Origin of the sequence: Borreliella bavariensis PBi, assembly GCF_000196215.1 — a bacterium.
Taxonomy (GTDB): Bacteria; Spirochaetota; Spirochaetia; order Borreliales; family Borreliaceae; genus Borreliella; species Borreliella garinii.
Genome location: NC_006156.1, coordinates 542,955 through 566,148, shown reverse-complemented (window position 1 = coordinate 566,148; position 23,194 = coordinate 542,955). Strand labels below are relative to the sequence as shown.

Below are 23,194 nucleotides of genomic sequence, written 5' to 3'. Positions count from 1 at the left end.
TCTAAATCAATTTAAATAACTCTTTATGTCTTCAAAAGACATAATTTTTACATTCAAATTTAAAGCTTTTTCAAGCTTTGATCCAGCTTTTTCTCCTACAATAAGAAAATCTAAACCCTCAGTAACACAAGTTTTAAAAATTGCTCCTTTGTTTTTTAGTTTGTCAATAATAATAGACCTAGAATAACCGTTAAAAGTTCCAGTAATACAAAACTTTTTACCAGCTAATAACCTGTTTTCATCATCAATCAAAATAGACTCTTCCATTTTAAATCCCAAATTTTCAAAAAATTTAAACTTATTAAGCATTGTTGAATCATTAAAAGCTTCAATAATATTTAAAGCAATTTTCTCCCCTATTCCTTTAATTTTCAACAATGTTGAAAAAGCAAAATTCCTGTCTTGACAAAGCCTAAAAAGCTTTGAAAATGAATTTAAATTATTAAGAAATAATAACCTTATGGCGTTTTCTCCCAACTCTTTAATTCCTATGCTAAGAAGTAATTTGCTAAATGGTTTTTTTTTGCTAGCTTCAATTGAATTTATCAAATTATATACCTTCCTATCTTTAAAGCCTTTAAATTTAAGAAGTTTATAAAAATTAAATGTATAAAGATCAATTTCTGAAGAAATAAATTCTTTCTCAAAAAGAAAAGAAATAGTCTTATCGGAAAACCCTTCAATATCCATACAATTTTTACTACAAAAATATTTTATTCTCTCAACTGCTACTGAAGGACAACTATTATTTGTACAAAAAAAATGTGCCCCTTCTTTTACTAAAACCGTTTTACAAGCTGGACAATTGTCAGGAACCTTAAAAACTCCTTTTGAACATTTATTTATCACCATTTCAACAGCAGGAATTACATCTCCCCTTCTTGAAACTTTAACAACATCCCCAACATTTAAACCAATAGATATTATATAATCTTGATTATGCAATGTTGCGTTAGTAATAAAAGCCCCTGAAACAAAAACTTTATCAATATTAGCAACCGGAGTAATTTTACCACTACGCCCAACCTGAACAACAATGCTATTTACCCTACTAAAACCCGAAAGCGCTTCAAATTTATAAGCCATTGCCCATTTAGGATGGTGCGAGGTATACCCTAATTTTTCTCTTAAAACAAACTCGCTAACCTTAAGAACAACTCCATCTATTTCATACTCAAAAGAATTTCTTTTTTTTGTTATATCTGCTATGTAATTTAAAACTTCTATAATTGAACTTTTTTGATCAAAAAACCTAATCAAAGGATCGACCTTAAAGCCCAATTTTTTAAGTTTTGCAATAGCCAAATCATTGGTTTTAAGCTCTAGTTCAGCATTCAAAAAATCATAAATGAAAATATTTAAAGGGAAATTAGCAACCTCTCTGCTATCAACCCTTCTAAGTATTCCCGAGGCTAAATTTCTAGAACTAGTATAAGGCTTTTCCAAAAATTTATTTATTTTAAAAAAATTTTCTTTAGTAATATAAACTTCACCCCTTAATACTAAATCAACCTTTTCATCAAGAAATAGGGGAATATGCCTAATGGTTCTAATGTTTTTAGTAACATCATTGCCAAATTTCCCATTACCCCTAGTAAGAGCTTTTTCAAGAATACCATCCTTATAATAAAGAACAATAGAACATCCATCAATCTTTGGTTCAACAGAAATATTAAAAGAATTATTAAAATCAATCTTATCTATCCATGATTTTAGTAAATCAAGATCATAAACCTTATCAAGACTTAATATAGGAACAGAATGTTCAACCTCTTCAAAGTTATTTAAAAGATCGCTACCAAATTTAAGAGTAGGGGAATCCAAGGTCTTATATTCGGGGTGCCTACTTTCCAACTCTTTAAGCCTTAAAATATGATTATCATATACAAAATCTTCAACACTAGGCAAAGAATCGACATAGTACTCTTTATCCCACTTTCTGATCAGCTTCTTTAAGTCTTCAATTTCTTGCTGTATTTTAATGCTCATAGGGTAAAATTTAACATATTCTTTATTATTTTATCAAATAATCTAAACTCACAAGCAAAAACCACCTTTTTATTATAAAAACTGTAAAAGAGTACCACAAAACATATCATTTTTACTTATATTCAAATTAAAATAATCTTTAAATAAAAAGATCAATAAAAAAGACAATATTATAAAAATGTGAATTATATTTTAATTGTCGTTAAAGATATTTTAATATGTTAAAATTGATAGAGGAGTGTTCGTTTGGAAGAAGGCAAAAAAGCTTTAATAGCTGATGACTCACTTTTTATGAGAAAAAACCTAATAAAAATCTTAAAACAATTAGGATTTAAAGAATTCTTAGAGGCTGAAGATGGAATTCAAGCTGTTAAAGAATTTGAAAAACAAAATAATATTGATTTAATAACACTCGATATAACAATGATGGGAATGGATGGAATCACAGCTCTTGAGAGAATGTATGAAATTAATAAAAAATTGCTTAAAAAGGTTAATATACTAATGGTTACAGCCATTGGAAAGCAAGAATTAATACAAAAAGCTTTATCTCTTGGAGCTAGAGGATACATTACAAAACCTTTTAAAGAAGACCAAATAATAGAACAAATTAAACTTTTAGATTAGAGGAAATTTTGATAGCAAAAGAAACAATATATAAACAAACACAAATAAATACATCAAACCCCCTCTCAATATTGATAATGCTTTATGATAAAGCAATACAGGATTTAAAAATTGCTAAAGAACTTATAAAAGATGAAAATTGGCAAAATAAAATTAAAGCTAATGAAAAAATCTTTCATGCACAAGAAATCATTACTGAATTAATGTCAACTTTAAATTTTGAAAAAGGTGGAAACATTTCTACAAACTTACTCTCAATATACTCGTTTCTAAATAAAGAACTAGAAAATGTTCTTTTAAAAAAAGAAATACATAAAATTGACAATGTTATAAAACAATTACAAGAATTAAGCTTTACCTGGAAAAAGTTAAGAAAAAAAGAAAATAATATTACTCAAAATAAATTAGGAATCAATATTGTCGGTTAATGAAATTTTAAAAAAATATTTTAGCAATTTATTATTAGAATTAAAAGAATTAAAGTTAATACTAACAATAGAAAGTAATGAATTGCAAAGAGAAAAAATAAGAATATTAAATATAACCAATCCTAAAAAGGATTTAATATTAGAATCAATCAAAAGCTATTATAAAACAATAAATGCATGGTTGAAGTCCTCCAAAAACCAAAAATTGGATAATTTCGACCACTTGATTAAAGAAATTAACCTACTAAAAGAAGAAATATATATTAAATATCAAATTTGTTATAAATTATTACAAAAAATTGTAAATTCAAAAAGAAAAATCCCAAAAATTAAAAAACATCAAAGCTGCATTATAGTAAGCAATTCACCTATAATGTTAGATATTAAAATATGAAAGAACTTTACCTAATTGACGCACTAAACATAATATTTAGAAATTATCACGTATTGAAAAATTATCCACTTTTAAACACACAAGGAGAAAATGTAAACGCATTTATCGGCTTTTTTAAAACATTATTTTTTATAATAAAAGAAAAAAATCCTGAACATTTGATCATTGCCTTTGACTCAGAAATGCCAACTTTTAGAAAACAAAAATATCCAAACTACAAAGCAACAAGAGATGCGCCTCCTAATGATTTAATACCTCAAATTGGATGGATAAAAGAAGGCCTTTTAAAGGCAAAAATACCAATCTTTGAAATCGATGGCTACGAAGCTGACGATATTTTAGCTAGTTTTGCGAAAAAAGCTGAAAAGAACGGCTATTTAACTTATATTATTTCTCCTGATAAAGACTTGCTGCAAACAATGTCAGAGTATATAAAAATACTTAAAATTGAAAACAACAGCTTTATTGAAATGAACAATGAGTACGTAATAAAAAAATTTGGAATAAATAGCTTTCAAATAAAAGATTATTTAGCTATTGTTGGAGACAGGTCTGACAATATACCTGGAATAAAAGGCATTGGGTCAAAAGGAGCAGCAAATTTATTAAGAGAATTTAAAACCTTAAAAGGAATATATTCAAATTTAGAACTAATAAATAAAAAACATCAAGAAATTTTAATTAAAGAAAAAGAAAACGCTTTTTTAAGCTACGACCTTGTAAGTCTTGAAGAAAATTTACAAATTCCAGAAATTGAAAACTTCTACTTAAAAAATTTTAATGAAGAGATAATATCTTTGTTTGAAAAGCATTCAGCAGTTGCTCTAATAAAAACTTATAAAAAGGATATCTTAAAAAAAAAAGAAGAAAATTTAGGACAAAAAAGCCTATTTGAGCAAGAATCTATTACTAAAAGCTTAAATGCCCTAAATACAATTGACACAGAAAATGTTAAATACTATTCAATAACAACAAAAAAAGAGCTTGACAATTTAATAGAAGGCCTAAAACAAGCTAACTACATATCAATAGACACAGAGACATCTTCGCTTGATACCTACACAGCAAAATTAATTGGAATTTCCATTTCATTCAAAGAATTTGAAGGTTACTATATTCCAATCGAAACCAAAGGAAAAATTTACATAGAAAAACATTATATAATACAAAAATTTAACAATCTCTTTAAATCAAACCCAAAAATAATTGGTCAAAATTATAAATTTGACTATAAAATACTAAAAAATAATGGATTTAGTCCTATACCGCCTTATTTTGATACAATGATTGCAGCATACCTTATTGATACAAACTCAAAAGTATCGCTTGATTTTCTTGCAGAAAAATATTTAATGCATAAAAATATTAAATATGAAGATGTAATACAAAAAAATGACAACTTCGCAAATATATCTCTAGAAATGGCAACGAGTTATTCATGCGAAGATGCTGATATTACATTTAGATTATTCAATATATTTACTGAAAAATTAAAAGAAGACGAACTCTATGAGTTGATGCACGAAATAGAAATGCCTTTTAATAATGTAATTATAGAAATGGAAGAAAATGGTATTTACCTGGATAAAGAATATTTAAAAGAATATGGAAAAGAACTTGGAAAAGAATTAGAACTAATCGAAAACGAAATAATAAAAAGCATAGGAATTGATTTTAATCTAAATTCTCCAAAACAAATGCATGAAATTTTATTTGAAAAATTAAATCTAAAATTACCAGAGAAAATGAAAAAAGATTCAACTGATATAAAAGTGCTCGAATCTCTAAGAGAGCAGCATGAATCAATTGGAAACCTCATAAAACACAGACGAATTGCAAAATTAAAGAGTACTTACACAGATAATTTGATAGAACTAATAAACTATAAAACAAATAGACTGCATACAAGCTTTATACAAACAAGAACAGCAACTGGTAGAATCACTAGCATAAATCCCAACTTACAAAACATACCAATAAAAGATGAAAAAGGGCGAAAAATAAGAAAAGCATTTAAACCGGAAAATGGAAACATTTTTATTTCAGCTGATTATTCTCAGATTGAGCTCGCCATACTTGCTCATTTATCACAAGATGAAACCCTTATTAAAGCATTTGAAAACAATAAAGATATTCATATAGAAACTGCTTCCAAGCTTTTTAAAATAGAGGAAAAAGAAAAAATTACTCCTAACTTAAGAAGAATAGCAAAATCTATTAATTTTGGAATAATTTATAGAATGTCAGATTTTAGACTTGCAAAAGAACTCGGAATTACAAAAGAAGAAGCAAAAGGATTTATAAACTCTTACTTTGACTCTTATCCAAAGATTAAAGAGTTTATAATAAATCAAATAAACTTCGTAAAAAATACTGGATATAGCGAAACTATCTTAAAACGAAGAAGATATATAAAAGAAATTAATAGTAATAATTATCTAGAAAGATCTGCCGCAGAAAGAATAGCAATAAATAGCACAATTCAAGGAAGTGCCGCTGATTATATGAAGATTGCAATGATCAAAGTATTTAATGAATTTAAAAATAAAAAAATGGAATCAAAAATATTATTACAAGTGCACGATGAAATGCTCATTGAATCTCCTATTAAAGAGGAAAATGAGGTGAAAAAAATATTAAAAATTATGATGGAAACCGCTTACACATTAAATCTACCCCTAAGAGCAAATATTGAAACAGGCAAATCATGGGGAGAAATCCATTAATCATTGGAATAACAGGAAGAATTGCATCTGGCAAAGATGCTGCTTCTAAAATAATTAGCAATAAATATGGATTTTATGAAATAAGTGCAGACAAGCTTGGACATTTGGTCTTACATGAAAAAAAAGAAGAATTAGTTAAAATATTTGGTCAAAAAATATTAAATACCAGGAATGAAATAGACAGACTCTTGATAAGAAATCTTGTATTTAATGATAATAAAGAATTAAAAAAACTTGAAAGTATATCGCATCCAATTATATTTAATAAAATAAAAAAAATCCTAATTCAAAACCAATCTACAAAAATAATAATCAATGCTGCTTTACTTTTTAAAATAAATTTAGAAAAACTTTGCGACTATATAATTGTAGTTAAAGCAAAGGCTCCTATAATAAAAAATAGATTATCATATTCTATGCCAAGCATTGACTCAAATATAATAAATAAAATACTCGAAATCCAAAAAGATATTTTTTTTAAAAAAAATATTATAAACTTAAAAATAATCAATATAATTAATAACAAGAATTATGCATATCTAGAAAAAGAAATTGAAAAAAAAATGCAGGAGATAATTAACTATGAAAGATTTGAATGAAAACAATGATAATAATAAAGGATTTTTTGTAGCATTAACCTCGATTGCAACAGTTTGTATCATAATATTTCTTGGGACAATTATTTTCTTTCCAAACAAAAATTTGGCCTCAGATATTGCAGAGAAGAATATTGTTTTAGAAGAAGCCAAAGATCAAAACATTTTAGAAAATATTGACGAAAATGAAAAATCTTTAAAGGTATCTGAAACTCCAAATGAAATAATAATAGATTTAACACAAGATTTAAATAAAGAAAAAAAACTTACAAGTAAAACCCCTAATACTTCTCAAAAATCAAAACCTATTGAAAAATCTCAACCCGTAGCTAAAAAAATACCTAATACTTCTCAAAAATCAAAACCTATTGAAAAATCTCAACCCATAGCTAAAAAAGCTTTAGATATTGATAGCGTATATGACCCTAATACAGAATATTACATACAATTCGTATCACTCTCAGACCCAATCAATGCAGACAACTATATTCAAAAATTACTCAAATATAATATAGTTGCCAAAATATATTCTGCAACAGTAGATAATAAAGATATTTACAGGGTAAGATCTGGTCCTTATAAAACGAAATCAGAAGCAAAAGCAGACTTTAAAAAAATAACAGGAATAAGTGAATTTAAAGAAACTTATATATTACCCGTTAACAAATAGACTATAATTATTAATATATTTTTGATATTTTTCTAAATATTCTTCATGAATCTCACTAATAGGCGAAACAACGTGCTTAATCTTTGCAAGCTTTAGAAAAGAATCATTCAAACTGCCAAATTCTCTTAAAGAATAGAATGCTTGAATTGCTCCCCCAATAATCTCTGAATGCTTAAAATCAAAAATCTTTAAATCTTCACCAAGAATATTTGCTTTTACTTGATTTAAAAACAAATTATCGGAATTAGATCCACTAACAAAAATACTTGAAATTTCTTTTTTATAGGCTTTTAACTCTACTAATCTGTTGTAAAAAGCAAAACATACAAACTCAAGTATTGCTAAACCAATCTCTAACGGATTTTTAATACTCCCAAAAATTCCTTTACTTAAATCTTTACAAATATAAGGATCTAAAATAAATAGATCATTAAAAAGTCTAATTTTGCTTGGATAAAAGTATACATTATTTAAAGTGGCACTTTTAACAATCTTTTTTAAAAGAGCCTCAAAAGTCAAACTTTTTTTATAAAAACTGTCTTTTAATAATTGAATCAAATATCCAAAAGGAACAATTCTCCCAACAATAAAATATCCTTCTAAAAAATAAGGATATTCCAAAGAAAATCCGGGCAAATATGTACTTGAAACAAAATTAAACCCTTCACTTGTACCCATTCTATTTGATACAATTCCCTCTTCAAAAGCACCACTTCCCACTAAAACACTCAAATAATCTGATCCCGCATTAATTACACTAATTCCGCTATTTAGTCCAAATTCAACTCCTGCTTTATAAGTTACAACGCCAACATTTTCCCCCATTTTTATAAACGGAGGGAATTTGTTCTTATCAAGCCCATATTTTTTTATCTCTATATCATCCCAAATAAAGGGAATGTACTCTATGCTTGGAAAGCTTGTAAAAAGCTTTCCTGTAAGCAAATAAATAAAATACTCGAAACAGGAAACAAAATAGCTTATTTTAGAATATGTGCCTCTTTCAACCGTATTAAGCACATAGGGCAAAAATACAGACTTCCCTCTAAAATCGGGCTTAATTTTTTTAAGGGAATTCCAATGTAACACTTCTAAAGGAATTAAATTTGAATTTAAAGCAATTAAACATGGTGAAATACCACTAACAGAAATGCAATCTATTTTGCTAGACTGAAAATTGGATATAGCCTTTTTAAAAGAAAAAAGCCATATATTGAAGTCAAAATTTTCGAAATCGATATCAAAATAATCCGAATAACTAACATCAATATAACTTAAAACACCACTTTCAGAACTAACTAATGCTGCCTTTAAAACACTGGTGCCAATATCAATGCTAAGGGAATTCATAAACTAACCCTTAGTAATCAATTTTTGAATATCGTCCCTTCTATCAAGAATCTTTTGTAAACCAACTTTATTATAAATTGCAAATATTGCATTCGCAAAAAGATGCGCAACATTAGTTTCATGATACCAGGGTTTATTTATTAACTCATCATTATGACAAACAGCATTCGTTCCAATTATTTTATAAAAATACCCTTCCTCATAAGCTTTGTCAAAATATTTAATAGCATCTCCATTGAAAAAAGGCAAACTAATCCCACATATAATCTTTTTAGCGCCCATACTTTTAAGCAATTTCATTGCCTTAATCAGAGTGCCCCCAGTAGCCAACATATCATCACTCATAAAAACATTCTTACCCTCAACATCTCCTAAAAGTTTGGTTACAGAAATATTTGAATCAGCAACATCATTTGAAACTCTTGAATAATCTCTCTCCTTATAAAGCAAAGCAAGAGGACTCTTAAGGCTTGATGCAAAAAATTTATTTCTACTTACAGCACCTGTATCAGGTGAAACAATAACTAAATTAGAATCTCTGATGTCAATTAAATCCCCAAGAGACTTAAAGATTTCATAAGAAACATTTAAATTTTCAAAATAAACCTTTCTAAATACATTCTCAATGGCCTTTGAATGAATGTCTAAGGTTAAAATATGCCTAATCCCCAACTCTTCTAAAAATCTTCCAATAAGACTTGCCGTTAAACATTCTCTTGAATGCTTTTTATCTTGTCTTGAATAAGGATAAGATGGAATAATAACACTAACTGAGTTGGCTTTAGCCTGCATACAAGCATCTATTGTTGTCATTAAATTCATTATATGATCATTAACTGTCATAATAATTTTTTCACTACTATTTATCTCAACTTCATAAGTATTAGCAACATCCTGGACAATAAAGATATCCTTATTCCTAATTGTTTTTAAAATTTCAGTTTTAAATTCACCATTAGCAAATTTAACAAATTTTACAGGAATTTCTAAAGGCTCTTTACTTTTAAAAGTAGATAAACTAAGCCCTTCTAAAAAAGGAGATAAAACTTTTTCAATCTTAAAAATTTCCTCCTTTAAGGCTTTAGAATCTTGACATATACTATCTACAATATCATTTTCAACATTTATAAATATTCGTTCAAGCTCTTCTATTATTTTATTGGCGAAAACTCTGCCCCCAGGACAAGCAATAATTCCTATTGATTTTTTTTTAAGTAAATTCACCTAACTCCTCGTTATTTTTTTAAAAAATACCTTAACAACTTTCATTTGACAATTAATATAATTTATAAACACGAAAATAACTAAAAATTTTTTAAAGCAAAGTCATTAAAATAATTTAGCTTTAATAATAAAAAGAAAAATCAAAAAATCCTATTAATATCAAAAACAAATATTATGCATAATCCTAAAAACAAAATTGACTAAACTACACAATTCCAAATTCAAATCCTATCCCAAACTTAAAATCAGAAAATTTAAAGTTTTGAATATTCCAAACATAGTAACCTTCAAGAATTAAAAAAGAGAATGAAAGCCTAGCACCAATATCCCAACCCATTGTTCCCATTTCTGCTAAAACAGAATCTGCAGCAGCAGTAGCTATATTAATTTTAGGACCTGTGAAAAACGCTAAAGCCAAAACAAAAAAATCTAATTTTGTATAAAATCTCGGTGTTATTGCCATAACAAACGAGAAATTTTCATTTGCAGTTCCATCTGAACGCTTTATTACTTTAAAAAGGTTTATGTCAAACATGAGCTCACATCCAATAGAAACAAAATCATCAAATTTAGCACCAAATTGAGCATAAGTCCCATATCTTAATCCAGATTTAGAAATATTAGCCAAATCGGAAAATTTTTGAGCTATATCTTCTTTTTTCATTGGGGATAAATCTGAAGGCAAATTTTGCTTAAGCTTTGCATTGATCTCTAAAGCCTCATTATAAAAGCTTGAAAAGGGATTAACAGGAAAAGCAACCCCCCCACCAAAATTAAATTCAAAATTAGTATCTGTAAAGCCATTAACCACAAAAATTCCAAATAAACACAAAATTAAAACTTTAAGCCTCATCATATACAAAATCTCCTACAAAAATTTATGAAAAATAAAACAGAGTTTATATTGCATACCTTATTATATAATAATTATGATAAAGTAAAAAAGTAAAAAGTAAACAAAAAATTAACTCTTGAGAATAGAAGAAACTATTTCTTCAACACCGCTTGGCATAGGATGATTTAGCTCTTTATATCTTAAAATATATTTCTTTGCATTTTTTTTATCGCTCTTTAAATGATAATTGTAAAAAATATTAAATAGGGCCTCTTTATTTGCAGGCGCAAATTCTAGAGTTTTTAAATAATAAATCAAAGCATTATCTAAATCATTTTTCTTAAAGAGTAAATATCCCTTTAAATTAATTAACAAAATATTTTTTGGATCTTCTTTTATAATGGAATTAAGTTTCAACTCAGCTTCTACATATTTTTTCAAATTAATGCAGGCTAAAATAAAATTGTAACTTGAATCATTGCCAGCATTAATATTAAATTTAATAGATTTTTCATAAAGCAAAACAGAAGTCTCATTATTACCAAGCTCTTCATTTAATTTAGCAAGCTTATAATATTCACCTGATATGTTTTGATATTCCCTAAAAATAGAGCTACAAGACAAAATAAAAACAACAATAAATAACAATTTATACATAAAATTTATTTAAGTCCTTAATATCATTTAAATTATTCAAAGCAGCAAAATAGCACTAAATCTAATAATAATTAAAATATAAAACTTCGATGCTATCAAATTTTAAAATTAAACAATCTAAAACTATATTGACTACTATAGAATAAAACTTATCACTCTAAAAGCCAACCATAAATAAGCCCTCCTGTTTAAAAAAACAAAAGGGCTTTTAATGTTATCTAAAAACCAAATTAAAGCTTTTCTTGATCATACTTGTTAAATATATTTTCTGTCAAATATTTACCAACCGATCTTTTGTCCTCAATCAATTTAGATATTACGCTAAAATGTCTTGGTTCGATTTTAAAATACTTATAAGCTCTTCCATCCTTAAAAAATACAGAAAGCTCAGACACAGAAGAATCATAACCTACCTGTGATATTTTGCTCAATTCATTAGATATAATTAAAGTTTCCAACTCAAATTCCTCCAAATAATTATCTTAGGAGTATAATAATAAAGTAAGAGTTAATTCACTAAATAAAAAATTTTAATCAATAAAATCAAAATCTACTAAATGATATATTCCCTAAGATAAGGATATACATTAATGCAACTTTAATCAAGCAAACTGCAAACATCGTGTTAAAAATATCATGTTAAATAGTTTAAACTTCAAAATATTTAATAGTATAAAATGCTATGAGATAGATTTTTAAAAAAAAATTTTGTAAAATTACTAAGATAGTTAATCTTCTACTCAAATATCATCAGGAGGGACAATGTCTAATGGACTACAATAAATTACGAAACATAGGTATCAGCGCTCACATCGACTCGGGAAAAACCACTCTTACAGAACGCATTCTTTTTTATTGCAACAAAATTCATGCAATTCACGAAGTAAAAGGCAAAGATGGAGTTGGCGCAACAATGGACTCAATGGAACTTGAAAGAGAAAGAGGAATCACAATCGCGTCAGCTGCAACTCACGTTGAATGGAAAGATTTTCCAATAAATATTATTGATACACCAGGTCACGTAGATTTCACAATTGAAGTTGAAAGATCTCTTAGGGTACTTGACGGAGCAATATTAGTTCTTGACTCTGTTGCTGGGGTTCAATCCCAATCAATAACTGTTGATCGACAACTTAAAAGATATAGCGTACCACGCCTTGCATTTGTAAACAAATGCGATAAAACTGGAGCAAATCCCTACAATGTAAGAGATCAACTAAGATCAAAACTTGACTTAAACTCCGTTTTAATGCAAATTCCAATTGGGTTAGAAGATAAACATATTGGAGTTATAGACCTTGTATTAATGAAAGCCTACTATTTTGAAGGAAAAGATGGAACAGAAATAATAGAAAAAGAAATACCCTCAGATCTCTTAGGAGAAGCAAAAAAGAAACGAGAAATAATGCTTGATGCTCTTGCCGACTTTAATGATGAACTTATGGAGCTGCACATGGAAGGTAAAGATGTCCCTATTGAAATAATATGCAATGCAATTAGAACAGGAACATTGGCTTTAAAATTATGCCCTGTATTTATGGGATCTGCTTATAAAAACAAAGGAGTACAATTGCTCTTAGATGCTGTAACTAGATTTCTACCATCCCCTCATGATATAAAAAACACTGCTCTTGACATTAATAATAATGAAAAAGAAATCGATCTTAAAATTGACAACGATCTACCAACTGTGGCTCTTGCATTTAAACTTGAAGACGGGCAATACGGCCAATTAACCTACGTTAGAATCTATCAAGGAACTTTAAGAAAAGGACAAGAACTTATCAACTCAAGAACTTCTAAAAAATTCAAAGTCGGAAGACTTATCAGAATGCACGCTAATAATACAGAAGATATTGAATTTGGAGGAAGTGGTGACATCGTTGCTTTATTCGGAATAGAATGTGCATCAGGAGACACATTTTGTGATCCATCAATCAATTATTCAATGACATCAATGTTTATTCCAGACCCAGTAATTTCTCTTTCTGTAAAACCGAAAGATAAAAAATCTGCTGACAATATGGCTAAAGCTCTTGGAAGATTTACAAAAGAAGATCCAACATTTAAAACTTATGTTGACATTGAATCAAACGAAACAATAATTCAAGGTATGGGAGAACTACACTTAGAAGTTTACATTGAAAGAATGAAAAGAGAATTTAAAGCAGAAGTTGAAACCGGCATGCCACAAGTAGCCTATAGAGAAACAATTACAGGAAAAGCTGAATTCAATTATACTCACAAAAAGCAATCTGGGGGAGCTGGTCAGTTTGGACGAGTTGCTGGATTTATGGAACCTCTTAATAAAGAAGGAGAAACATATGAATTTGTCAATCTGATAAAAGGAGGAGTAATCCCAACAGAATACATCCCATCATGTGACAAAGGCTTCCAAAAGGCAATGGAAAAAGGAACATTAATTGGCTTCCCAATAGTTGATATAAAAATTACAATCAATGATGGCCAATATCACATTGTTGACTCATCTGATATTGCATTCCAATTAGCAGCAATTGGTGCTTTTAGAGAGGCTTATGAAAAAGCAAAACCTACAATTCTTGAGCCAATAATGAAAGTTACCCTTGAGGGGCCTACTGAATTCCAAGGAAATATGTTTGGACTTTTAAACCAAAGAAGAGGAATAATAACAGGTTCACTAGAAGATGGAAGTTTTTCAAAAGTTGAAGCTGAGGTGCCTTTAAGCGAAATGTTTGGATTTTCAACAGTCCTTAGATCCTCTACCCAAGGAAAAGCAGAATTCTCAATGGAATTCTTAAAATATGGAAAAGTTCCAAACGCCATATTTGATGAACTTCGCAAAAAATTTAACGATCAAAACAAATCTTAAACAATAATAAGGAGGCTTTATTATGATTGAATTAACACAAGAAAAACAAGAAATATTAATAAAAAACAAATTTTTAGCCAAAGTTTTTGGGCTTATGTCAATTGGACTTTTAATTTCAGCAATATTTGCATACGCGACCTCAGAAAATCAAGCAATAAAAGCAATAATATTCTCAAATCCAATGTCATTTATGGCTATAATACTTATACAATTTGGACTTGTATATGCAATAAGTGGCGCTCTTAATAAAATATCAAGCAATACTGCAACAGCTCTTTTTCTACTCTACTCAGCACTAACAGGAGTAACATTATCTTCTATATTTATGATTTATACACAAGGATCAATAGTATTTACATTTGGAATTACTGCTGGAACATTTCTTGGAATGTCTGTTTATGGATACACCACAACAACAGATCTAACAAAAATGGGAAGCTATCTAATAATGAGCTTATGGGGAATTATTATTGCATCTCTTGTTAATATGTTTTTTAGAAACTCAGGCCTTAATTTCCTTATATCTATTTTAGGCGTAATCATATTCACAGGACTAACAGCTTATGACGTTCAAAATATTGCTAAAATGGATAAAATGCTACAAGACGATACTGAAATAAAAAATAGAATGGCAGTTGTAGCATCACTTAAGCTTTATTTAGATTTTATAAATTTATTCTTATATCTTCTAAGATTTTTGGGCCAAAGAAGAAACGACTAAAATAACAATAAAAAAACATTTTTATGAAAAATTCAATCAAAAATGAATGCTTTTAAGTTAAAGCATTCATTTTTAGAGGTTCCAATGAGCATAGATAGTTTAGAATTCGAAGAAAGTAGTACTCAAAATGTAATTAAAAAAAATTTTGAATTTGAAGGATATATTGAAAGTAATAAGCCAATAATAATAGAAGGAAAGCTTAAGGGCTTAATAAACTCATCAAACTCAATCTATCTAAGGGAAAAAGCTAGTGTTGAAGCTGAAATAAAATGCCAACACTTGCTAAATCATGGAAAAATAAAAGGAAATATTGAGGCTTTAAAAACAATTAAAATCTACAAAACCGGCAAATTAATAGGAAACATTAAAACCAAAGAACTTTTTATTGATTCTGGAGCAATATTTAAGGGGAATTGTGAAATGGAGAATTTTGAAGAATGAAATTCTTTTTTCTATTACAAATAACTTTAATTCTGCTATTCAATTTAAGCTTATTATTTGGACAATCGCAGCCTAAGGAAAAAGAAGACTCTCTCCTTCTCTATAAAGAAGGAAAATTTAAAGAAGCTATTTCAAATACGTTAGAAGAAATTCGATTAAATCCTAACAACTTAGATGCTAGAACAATATTGATATGGAGCTTAATAGCTATAGGAGAATACAAAAGAGCTGAAAAAGAAGCTATTGTGGGTCTTGGCATTAAAAAATATGACATAAGAATTATTCAAGCACTAGGAGAAGCTTATTTTTTCCAAAAAAATTATGAAAATGCATTAAAATACTTTCAAGAATATATTAGCCTTGATTCCAAGGGCGCAAGAATAATAAAAGTTTATAATTTGATTGCAGATTCCTTCTATGAGTTAAAAAGATATAATGAAGCAGATTTTGCATACGAACATGCATTACGATTTGCTCCTAATAACCAAAATTTATTAATAAAATTAGCAAGATCAAGAATAAATGCAAATAATAAAATATTAGCGGAAGAAGCACTAATTAAACTCCTTACGATCTCTCCTAATAATCTAGAAGCAAAAAATTTACTAGAAGAATTAAAAAAAAACAACAGTAAACCTTGACATTCAACTTATAAAAACTTATTCTTATTGTTAGCAAATCAATAAACTGGGCTGCTAGCTCAAGTGGTAGAGCATCGGACTCTTAATCCGTTGGTTACAGGTTCAAGTCCTGTGCAGCTCAAATTGTTAAGTGCCTTTTTGGTATAAAATTATTAATTTTTATGCCAATTTAACTTGACATTATTGGAAATTAAATATACCATTAATTTTGATGGTCATAAAATGACTTTTGGGCTCATAGCTCAGGTGGTAGAGCAGCGCCCTTTTAAGGCGTTTGTCGTAGGTTCGAGTCCTACTGAGCTCATTTTTGTCCTCTTCGTCTATCGGTTAGGACTCCAGGTTTTCATCCTGGCAAGAGGGGTTCGATTCCCCTAGAGGATGTCTTTTAAGAAAAAGTTATATTTAGTCTGTTAGGTTTTCAATAAACATAACCTATTCGGGTATTAACAATATCTCTGCTTTTTCGTTAAGATTAATTTTCTTAAAAAATTTATTTATCAAATCTTTGCTTAAATTTGCCTCTATAAACTTAACACCAAAATTATTTTTAAATACTCCATGCCAGGATAATGATGCTAATATATTTGAAATCCAATAACTATTTTTTTCTGAATTTATCTTTGTATTTTTAATATAATTTTTCTTAACATAAGAAAAATCTTGATCACTAAAATCTATTTTTTGCCTTTCGATCATATAGCGATTAATAGAATTCAAAACATTATCCAGCTCCTTGGGCTCAGTAGTAAAAACAATAGACAAAATACCATCGGAATCTACATATTTCCTTAAATTGGAGTCAAAAGAAGCTTGAATTGAATAAACACTCGACATTTTTTCTCTAATATTTTTTATAAGATCATCCGTTAAAAGATCCGCTAAAGCATTTAAATTTAATGAGGTTTCTTCTAAATAATTAAATTTAAAAGGATAAACCACATAAGCAAAGCTAGTTAAATCTTTTCCCTTCCTTATAACTGTTTTATTAAAATTCTTACTATAAGAATAATCTAAATCTTTATACTCGCTTATTTTTTTAAAGTTAAGATTTCCTAAATATTTCTTTGAATAAGCTTTTATTGTCTCAATATCTGAATCTCCAACAAAAACAAACTTAAAATTATTTGCATAAGTAAACCTTTTCTTATAAAAAGATAAAATATTTTCTTTTGTAAAATATTGCAAATCACTATCTTTTGGATCTTCAAATCTAGGATCATTATTGTTTAAAAATTTACTAATAGCTTTGTTAAAATGATATTTAGAATTATTTTCATCGCTCTTTATTAATGCTTTTATATCATTAATAGCATTTTGCAAGAAAACATCATCTATTTTGGGTGCCTTAAAAGTAAAATATATAAGCTCAAAAAGAGTTTCAAGATCTTTTTGAGCTGAACTTCCAACAATATATGATTCTTGGGCTCCAACACTAACATTTAAAGAAACAGATTTATCTGATAAATATTTTTCAATCTGCAATGCAGAATAATCACCGTAGCCTGAACTAGATACTACTAAAGGAGCAAAAGTTAAAACAGGAATAAGCTTTGGATTCTCATTGATTAAACCTCCCCAAGAAGTTGCTCTAAAATCAATTACACCTTTTTTTTGATCATTATATTTAAAATAAACTTCAACTCCATTTTCAATAACAAATGATGAAATTTTATTTTCAAGCTCATTTTCTCTAATAATATCTTTATTCTCTAAAGACTCTTTAAAAAATTTACCTTCAATTGAAGAATTCTCATAAGGCTTAAACTCTCTTTTTAAAGCTATCTTTTGAAGATTATCAACGTCTTCAAAAGCCAAAGTAGGATGTACTCTTCCATTATAAGAATAAAAAATTGCACAATTTTTCACATCAAACTCTTTTTCTACAAGATTGTTCATTGTCTTTAAATCAATTTTTCCTAAATATTGTAAAGAAAGATCGCAATATTCACTCATATCGAATTTATTAGAACCACCAACAGCAAGGTCTATTAAATCTTCAAAAATAGCCCATGAATTTGTTTTATTTATATTATCTTTCTTTAGTGATAAAAATTTAAAAAATTGAGATCTAACTTTTTTAAACTCATCCTGAGTAAATCCAAATTTTTTTATTCTCTCAAGCTCATAAAAAAAGTCTTCTATTCCTTCCTTCAAATAATCTGGATTAAAGTTTAAGGAAATTGATCTTGCAACAATAGTATTGTTATCTGATTTAAATGAAAAAAAATCTTTATTTGAAACATTTTTAAAATGCTTTACCCCAACAGTCTTTAATTCAGAAAATCTATTTTCAAAAAGAGCAGCCAATAAAGAACTTTTAATACCATTTAAAACATCATCTTTAGTCTGTTCTACGTTAACAATTTCCTTTTTAAAGAACATTAAACTGGGCTCCCCCACTTCCAAATCTTCTAAAAGTAAAAACTTATCTTTAAGCCTTACATCTAAATTTACTTTTACCTTTTTAATTTTATCAGTTGGATTTTTCCAAGAAATAAATTGCTTCTTGATTTTCTCTTCAATTTCTCTAGGATCAATATCTCCTACCACAATAACACTCGCAAGTTCTGGCCTATACCACTTTCGATAAAATTTTTTGAAATCTTCTGGCTGAAAAAACAAAATTTGCTCTTCAAGTCCAATAGGATTTCTAAATTCATAAATACTTCCGCTTGCCAAAAACTTATACATTTTTTCATAAATCCTTCTAGGATAAGTTTCACCCAACTTTTTTTCCTCAATAATAATATTACGCTCCAAATCTATTTCTTCTTTAATGAAGCTGATTTGAGAAGCCCAGTTCCTCAAAATATTTATAGATTCATCAATTTCATCTTTATTGTTACCATCTGACAAATCAAGTCTATAATAAGTGAAATCAAAACTAGTAGCAGCATTAATATCAGCGCCAAATTGCATTCCAAATTTTTTAAGAACATCGACAATAGAATTCCCAGGATAATCTTTTGTACCATTAAAGGCCATATGTTCAAGATAATGAGCAATGCCCCTCTCATTATCTTCTTCATTAATAGAGCCGACATTAAAGACAATTCCCATATTAACAGCATTCTTTGGGGTTTGATTTTTATAAATATAATAGCTAAGTCCATTAACAAGTTTCCCCTTTACTAAGTTTTTATCTAGCTTTAAATCATTAGAAACACAGGAAAACAAAAAAAATAGAAAAACGCTTGTAAATTTCCAATAATTTTTAATTCTTTGACAATTCATTTGCACTCCCCTTTTTTAAATTTATTTTTTCAGAATAAATTTTATTTAATGTTTTTGAAATAGATGAAAATCCAAAATCATTCCAATCTTTTAAACTCTTTAGCTTGGAAATTGGAAATAACTCATAAAATAAAAATAAAAGCTCTTCTTTGCTTAATTTTGGAATATCATTTAAGTAAACGTTTTTATTAAAATCTTCAAGATAAACAAAAGGATTTGAGCGCTTATCTAGAATAAATTTATTTAAATTAGGCATTAAAATGCTTTTATTATAAATTTCAATAGTAGTATATTCACTTGGCACATTATTATAAAAATCGTTATTCAAAAAAGAATCTAAAATAATAAATTTATTATCTTTAAATCCCACATTTCTTCCATCTAAAGTCTTTAAAAGCCCATCCTTACTAATATGAACTAAAGTATTTAAATCCTTTGTAGCGTTAAAAATAAGCCTTGCATTGTTATAGACCTTAGATTCTCTTAAATGTTTAATATTACTATCTACTGTTAATTCTTTGTCATTTTTTAATAATAAATTAATATTTTTTTCTTTTAATGCTTTATAAGCTAATTCAATATACTCTAAAGCACAACTATTTGCCAAAGTAAGTTGCTCTCTCTTTAGCAAATTAATAAAAAACATCAATTCTTCCTTTTCAAGACTACGGTAAAAATCAAAATCATTTAAATTAATGCCAAAACTAAAAATAGCACTAAATATTAAATAAAAAATTGCAATATTTTTTTTCAATCTAGCTTCCTCCCTTTAACTAACTACATCAGCCAACTCTAAAAAAACAGGACAATGGTCGCTTCCCATTACTTTGTCTAAAATTAGAGATTTTTTAACATTTCTCTTAAAAAATTCATTCACAACAAAATAATCAATTCTCCAACCCATATTTCTCTCCCTTGCTCTTGTTCTATAGCTCCACCAAGTATAATAACCGGGTTCCTTATTAAATATCCTAAATGTATCCACATATCCTTTGTTTAAAAAACTATCTAGCCAAGTCGTTTCTTCAATATAATATCCGGGAGAGTCTCTATTAGAATCAGGACTTATAAGGTCAATCTTGGTATGAGCAATATTAAAATCACCACAAATTACTACATTTTTCCCACCATTTACAAGAGAATCTATAAGATTCTCAACATAAGATAAAAAATTAAGTTTATAAACAAGCCTTCTTCTTAAAGCTTGAGAATTAGGAAAATAACCGTTAATCAATACAAAATTATCATAGTATGCTATAAGCCCCCTACCTTCATTGTCAAAGATTTCTTTTCCAAGTAAATTTACAGAAATAGGCTTAACTTTAGAGTAAATACAAACACCACTATAACCTTTAATCTTTGACTTTGAAAAATAAGAATAATAATTTTCAAGAATTAAATCCCTTGGCAACTGCTCTTTCAAAGCTTTAGTTTCTTGAACACATAAAATATCTGGGGTATATTCTTTTACAAACTCAAGAAAACCTTTCTTTAAAACAGCTCTAATTCCATTTACATTCCATGAAATTAATTTCATAAATCCTCTCAAAATTTAAATCAAAAATAAATCTTTAATCCATCATAAGCTAAATAGATATTGTCTTTTTCTAAATAATCAAATTCTTCATGCATTATATCGTGTGCAATATGTGTAAAGTAAGAAATTTTAGGATTGATTTTTCTTACCTCGCAAATAGCCTCTGAAAAATTTAGATGAGCAGGATGAGACTTGATCCTTATAGCATCTATTATAAGTAGATCTAAATTTTTTAAATAATCATAGGACTCTTCCGGAATAAATTTAACATCGGTAAGATACGCTAAATTGCCTATCCTATAACCCAAACTAACTATCTCTCCATGAATCAAAGGAATTGGCACTATCTCTAGACCTTTAAAAAAAATGGGTTCAAAATCTCTAATCACATTAGGAATAATGTTTGCCTTTCCACTTAAAGAAGGTTTAGATGAAAAATTATGCGGAAAAGCATTCATTATGTGAGCCATAGTAGTATCTCTAGCATAAATGTTTAAAGGAGCCTCTCGTGTATAAAACTTAATATCATCAAAACCCATAATATGATCATAATGTTCATGAGTATAAAGCACTAAATCAAGCTTATCTATATTCTCTCTTAAAAGTTGTTGCCTAATATCAGGACCTGTATCAATCAATAATTTAATGTCAGAAGATAACTTAAGAAAAAAAGAACTTCTTAGCCTTTTATTTTTGCTAAAACTTGAAGTACAGACTCTACAACTACAATTTAACATAGGAACACCACTTGAAGCACCTGTTCCTAAAAAGGTTCCAACCATATGTTTACTACCTTTCGCCTGTAAACACAATCTATTTTAACACAACATTTTATATTAAACAAAAAATAAACCCTCTTAATAAAAGATCCCCTTAAATCTAAAATTAAATTAACGCTATTTAATAAGCAATTCTGTAAACTATTTTGGAAAAAACACTTTTATGCTTATAATTATTTAAGGAAAACTTATTTTTATGGATACGCAAATTTATGAACTCATTTTCTTAACCAGCTTTAGTATATTTTTAATAGTAAATTTATTTAACTTTAAAAAAGAATTTACTTATGAAGACTACTTCATAATATTCCCAGGTACGTTTTTTGTAATAACTTTATACTTTACAGAAATCAGCCCATTAATGTTATATATTGGCAGTATATTCTTAATCTTTATGATAATAATCTTCTTTAAAAACATAAAAACAATAGTAAATAGAAGAAGAAGAAGAAGTAACAACAGACCTATAAAACAATCAAAAGGAATATTTCTTTCAATTTTGCTAAAAACAATACTTGTAATGCCTGCTATTTTAACAGTTATTATTGCAACCATTTTTTCATACTTAGCACTTTTTATAAATTATCCCAAAGATGAAAACAGTAGCTATCAAATTGGATTCATAAGGATTAAAGATCACAAAAATGATTTGAACTTGTCGATTTGGTATCCTGTAAGCTCAACATTGGGCCTAAAAAAACAAAATCCATTTCTTTTATATGAATTTAATCCTTTTTTCATAAACGAAATGAATTATTTACCCAAGCAGAATAATATATATAAACAAGCCTTTATTAGCAATAACCAAAAAATATATGATTCTATTTTACTTATACTTCCTTATTATTCTCACGATTCAATGTTCAAATCCCTAATCAGCAGACTTGTTAAGAAGGGAAAAATTGTTTATTTATATTCACCAAAATATAAGCATATGAAAAGATACGATTTTATTAAAAATAGCCATAAAAGTATATTTAGCTATGTAATTAATAAAAGCATTAGCTATTTAATTGAACCTGCCAATATCCTTAATGAAAAAGCTGATATCGCATCTACTGAAAATGATATTCAAAGCATTATTGAACTAGTAAAATCAAGCAAAAATTTAAAATTTTTAAATTCAAAAATGAACCTGAATAAATTAACGTTAATTACACTGGGAAATCAAGCAAATATTGCTAATTTTATCCTTGCAAAAAACACAAATATAATAAAATATATCAATATAGGAGGCAAACCACAAGCAATAAGAAATTTAAAAAACTTACAACTAATTCTCAAAGAAAATGAAAAGGAACTCCATACAAAAGTTACTAATATAAATTCTATAAAACTAATAGACATAAGTAATATTGCAGAAATTTCTGATCTTATTTTTAGTCGAAACTATTTAAAAAGTTTTAATTTTTTAAAAAACAAAAAATCAATGCTATCAAGATTTAATTTTATAGTTACTGAAATTAATAAATTTATTGAAGAGGAAAAATAACA

Annotated in this window: 21 protein-coding genes and 2 tRNA genes; 13 read left to right on the top strand and 10 right to left on the bottom strand. The window is 27.7% G+C overall.

What is annotated here, in order from left to right; translation table 11 throughout:
- Window positions 1-6: 6 nt before the first annotated feature.
- A complete protein-coding gene (ligA, locus tag BG_RS02735; protein WP_011193860.1) occupies window positions 7-1,989 on the bottom strand; it encodes an NAD-dependent DNA ligase LigA in 1,983 nt (660 codons plus the stop codon).
- A gap of 246 nt (window positions 1,990-2,235) precedes the next feature.
- Here ligA and BG_RS02730 point away from each other — a divergent pair, with 246 nt between their 5' ends.
- Genes BG_RS02730 through BG_RS02705 form a run of 6 tightly spaced genes read left to right on the top strand, consistent with a single transcriptional unit; the run spans window position 2,236 to window position 7,430 of the window.
- Window positions 2,236-2,616: a response regulator gene (locus BG_RS02730; protein WP_004791346.1), complete on the top strand. Its 381-nt coding sequence runs from the start codon at window positions 2,236-2,238 to the stop codon at window positions 2,614-2,616.
- A gap of 8 nt (window positions 2,617-2,624) precedes the next feature.
- A complete protein-coding gene (gene fliS, locus BG_RS02725) occupies window positions 2,625-3,044 on the top strand; it encodes a flagellar export chaperone FliS (protein WP_011193859.1) in 420 nt (139 codons plus the stop codon).
- A complete protein-coding gene (locus tag BG_RS02720) occupies window positions 3,034-3,438 on the top strand; it encodes a hypothetical protein (protein ID WP_011193858.1) in 405 nt (134 codons plus the stop codon). Before fliS ends, BG_RS02720 begins: the two co-directional genes overlap by 11 nt.
- Complete coding sequence (polA, locus tag BG_RS02715; RefSeq protein WP_011193857.1) at window positions 3,435-6,164, top strand: DNA polymerase I; 2,730 nt, start codon at window positions 3,435-3,437, stop codon at window positions 6,162-6,164. The genes BG_RS02720 and polA overlap by 4 nt, the downstream gene beginning before the upstream one ends.
- Window positions 6,146-6,763, top strand: coding sequence for a dephospho-CoA kinase (gene coaE / locus BG_RS02710; protein ID WP_011193856.1), 618 nt, complete (start codon window positions 6,146-6,148; stop codon window positions 6,761-6,763). Before polA ends, coaE begins: the two co-directional genes overlap by 19 nt.
- Window positions 6,747-7,430: an SPOR domain-containing protein gene (locus tag BG_RS02705; RefSeq protein ID WP_011193855.1), complete on the top strand. Its 684-nt coding sequence runs from the start codon at window positions 6,747-6,749 to the stop codon at window positions 7,428-7,430. Before coaE ends, BG_RS02705 begins: the two co-directional genes overlap by 17 nt.
- Here BG_RS02705 and BG_RS02700 read toward each other — a convergent pair.
- From BG_RS02700 to BG_RS02680, 5 genes are all read right to left on the bottom strand, one after another.
- Complete coding sequence (locus tag BG_RS02700) at window positions 7,413-8,780, bottom strand: FGGY-family carbohydrate kinase (RefSeq protein ID WP_011193854.1); 1,368 nt, start codon at window positions 8,778-8,780, stop codon at window positions 7,413-7,415. The genes BG_RS02705 and BG_RS02700 overlap by 18 nt on opposite strands.
- Window positions 8,781-8,783: 3 nt before the next feature.
- On the bottom strand, window positions 8,784-10,004 hold the full coding sequence (locus BG_RS02695) for a ribose-phosphate pyrophosphokinase (protein WP_011193853.1): 1,221 nt from the start codon (window positions 10,002-10,004) through the stop codon (window positions 8,784-8,786).
- Between the two features lie 205 nt (window positions 10,005-10,209).
- A complete protein-coding gene (locus BG_RS02690; RefSeq protein WP_011193852.1) occupies window positions 10,210-10,860 on the bottom strand; it encodes a hypothetical protein in 651 nt (216 codons plus the stop codon).
- A 108-nt stretch (window positions 10,861-10,968) separates the two neighbouring features.
- The gene (locus BG_RS02685; protein ID WP_011193851.1) at window positions 10,969-11,496 is read right to left on the bottom strand and encodes a tetratricopeptide repeat protein; all 528 of its coding nucleotides are present in this window, start codon (window positions 11,494-11,496) and stop codon (window positions 10,969-10,971) included.
- A 230-nt stretch (window positions 11,497-11,726) separates the two neighbouring features.
- Entirely contained in the window at window positions 11,727-11,954 is a 228-nt protein-coding gene (locus tag BG_RS02680) for a KTSC domain-containing protein (protein WP_011193850.1), read from the bottom strand.
- Between the two features lie 311 nt (window positions 11,955-12,265).
- Here BG_RS02680 and fusA point away from each other — a divergent pair, with 311 nt between their 5' ends.
- The 6 genes from fusA to BG_RS02650 all read left to right on the top strand — a co-directional run bounded on the left by fusA (window position 12,266) and on the right by BG_RS02650 (window position 16,454).
- Complete coding sequence (gene fusA / locus BG_RS02675; RefSeq protein ID WP_011193849.1) at window positions 12,266-14,347, top strand: elongation factor G; 2,082 nt, start codon at window positions 12,266-12,268, stop codon at window positions 14,345-14,347.
- Between the two features lie 22 nt (window positions 14,348-14,369).
- Window positions 14,370-15,068, top strand: coding sequence for a Bax inhibitor-1/YccA family protein (locus BG_RS02670; RefSeq protein ID WP_011193848.1), 699 nt, complete (start codon window positions 14,370-14,372; stop codon window positions 15,066-15,068).
- 42 nt (window positions 15,069-15,110) lie between these two features.
- A complete protein-coding gene (locus tag BG_RS02665) occupies window positions 15,111-15,509 on the top strand; it encodes a bactofilin family protein (protein ID WP_095205641.1) in 399 nt (132 codons plus the stop codon).
- Window positions 15,506-16,150: a tetratricopeptide repeat protein gene (locus BG_RS02660; protein ID WP_011193846.1), complete on the top strand. Its 645-nt coding sequence runs from the start codon at window positions 15,506-15,508 to the stop codon at window positions 16,148-16,150. Before BG_RS02665 ends, BG_RS02660 begins: the two co-directional genes overlap by 4 nt.
- A gap of 48 nt (window positions 16,151-16,198) precedes the next feature.
- Window positions 16,199-16,271, top strand: a tRNA-Lys gene (locus BG_RS02655).
- A gap of 110 nt (window positions 16,272-16,381) precedes the next feature.
- Window positions 16,382-16,454 (top strand) — tRNA-Lys (locus tag BG_RS02650).
- 128 nt (window positions 16,455-16,582) lie between these two features.
- Here the strand turns inward: BG_RS02650 and BG_RS02645 are convergent.
- From BG_RS02645 to BG_RS02630, 4 genes are read right to left on the bottom strand one after another with little or no spacing between them, the layout of a single operon-like run.
- Complete coding sequence (locus BG_RS02645) at window positions 16,583-19,384, bottom strand: M16 family metallopeptidase (protein ID WP_011193845.1); 2,802 nt, start codon at window positions 19,382-19,384, stop codon at window positions 16,583-16,585.
- The gene (locus BG_RS02640) at window positions 19,365-20,138 is read right to left on the bottom strand and encodes a hypothetical protein (RefSeq protein WP_011193844.1); all 774 of its coding nucleotides are present in this window, start codon (window positions 20,136-20,138) and stop codon (window positions 19,365-19,367) included. Before BG_RS02640 ends, BG_RS02645 begins: the two co-directional genes overlap by 20 nt.
- Before the next feature lie 15 nt (window positions 20,139-20,153).
- Window positions 20,154-20,921 carry an exodeoxyribonuclease III gene (xth, locus tag BG_RS02635; protein ID WP_011193843.1) on the bottom strand — a complete coding sequence of 256 codons (768 nt, stop codon included), beginning with the start codon at window positions 20,919-20,921 and terminating at the stop codon, window positions 20,154-20,156.
- Window positions 20,922-20,941: 20 nt separating this feature from the next.
- Window positions 20,942-21,703 carry an MBL fold metallo-hydrolase gene (locus tag BG_RS02630; RefSeq protein ID WP_011193842.1) on the bottom strand — a complete coding sequence of 254 codons (762 nt, stop codon included), beginning with the start codon at window positions 21,701-21,703 and terminating at the stop codon, window positions 20,942-20,944.
- 193 nt (window positions 21,704-21,896) lie between these two features.
- On the opposite strand from BG_RS02630, the gene BG_RS02625 reads away from it, so the two are divergent.
- Window positions 21,897-23,192, top strand: a complete 1,296-nt coding sequence (locus BG_RS02625; RefSeq protein WP_011193841.1) for a hypothetical protein — start codon at window positions 21,897-21,899, stop codon at window positions 23,190-23,192.
- Window positions 23,193-23,194 lie beyond the last annotated feature (2 nt).

Excerpts from the sequence above, each read along its gene's own strand:
- ligA (WP_011193860.1), bottom strand. The coding sequence starts at position 1,989 with ATGAGCATTAAAATACAGCAAGAAATTGAAGACTTAAAGAAGCTGATC.
- polA (WP_011193857.1), top strand. The coding sequence starts at position 3,435 with ATGAAAGAACTTTACCTAATTGACGCACTAAACATAATATTTAGAAAT.
- coaE (WP_011193856.1), top strand. The coding sequence starts at position 6,146 with ATGGGGAGAAATCCATTAATCATTGGAATAACAGGAAGAATTGCATCT.
- BG_RS02705 (WP_011193855.1), top strand. The coding sequence starts at position 6,747 with ATGAAAGATTTGAATGAAAACAATGATAATAATAAAGGATTTTTTGTA.
- BG_RS02700 (WP_011193854.1), bottom strand. The coding sequence starts at position 8,780 with ATGAATTCCCTTAGCATTGATATTGGCACCAGTGTTTTAAAGGCAGCA.
- BG_RS02690 (WP_011193852.1), bottom strand. The coding sequence starts at position 10,860 with ATGATGAGGCTTAAAGTTTTAATTTTGTGTTTATTTGGAATTTTTGTG.
- BG_RS02685 (WP_011193851.1), bottom strand. The coding sequence starts at position 11,496 with ATGTATAAATTGTTATTTATTGTTGTTTTTATTTTGTCTTGTAGCTCT.
- fusA (WP_011193849.1), top strand. The coding sequence starts at position 12,266 with ATGGACTACAATAAATTACGAAACATAGGTATCAGCGCTCACATCGAC.
- BG_RS02670 (WP_011193848.1), top strand. The coding sequence starts at position 14,370 with ATGATTGAATTAACACAAGAAAAACAAGAAATATTAATAAAAAACAAA.
- BG_RS02665 (WP_095205641.1), top strand. The coding sequence starts at position 15,111 with ATGAATGCTTTTAAGTTAAAGCATTCATTTTTAGAGGTTCCAATGAGC.
- BG_RS02660 (WP_011193846.1), top strand. The coding sequence starts at position 15,506 with ATGAAATTCTTTTTTCTATTACAAATAACTTTAATTCTGCTATTCAAT.
- BG_RS02645 (WP_011193845.1), bottom strand. The coding sequence starts at position 19,384 with ATGAATTGTCAAAGAATTAAAAATTATTGGAAATTTACAAGCGTTTTT.
- xth (WP_011193843.1), bottom strand. The coding sequence starts at position 20,921 with ATGAAATTAATTTCATGGAATGTAAATGGAATTAGAGCTGTTTTAAAG.
- BG_RS02630 (WP_011193842.1), bottom strand. The coding sequence starts at position 21,703 with ATGGTTGGAACCTTTTTAGGAACAGGTGCTTCAAGTGGTGTTCCTATG.
- BG_RS02625 (WP_011193841.1), top strand. The coding sequence starts at position 21,897 with ATGGATACGCAAATTTATGAACTCATTTTCTTAACCAGCTTTAGTATA.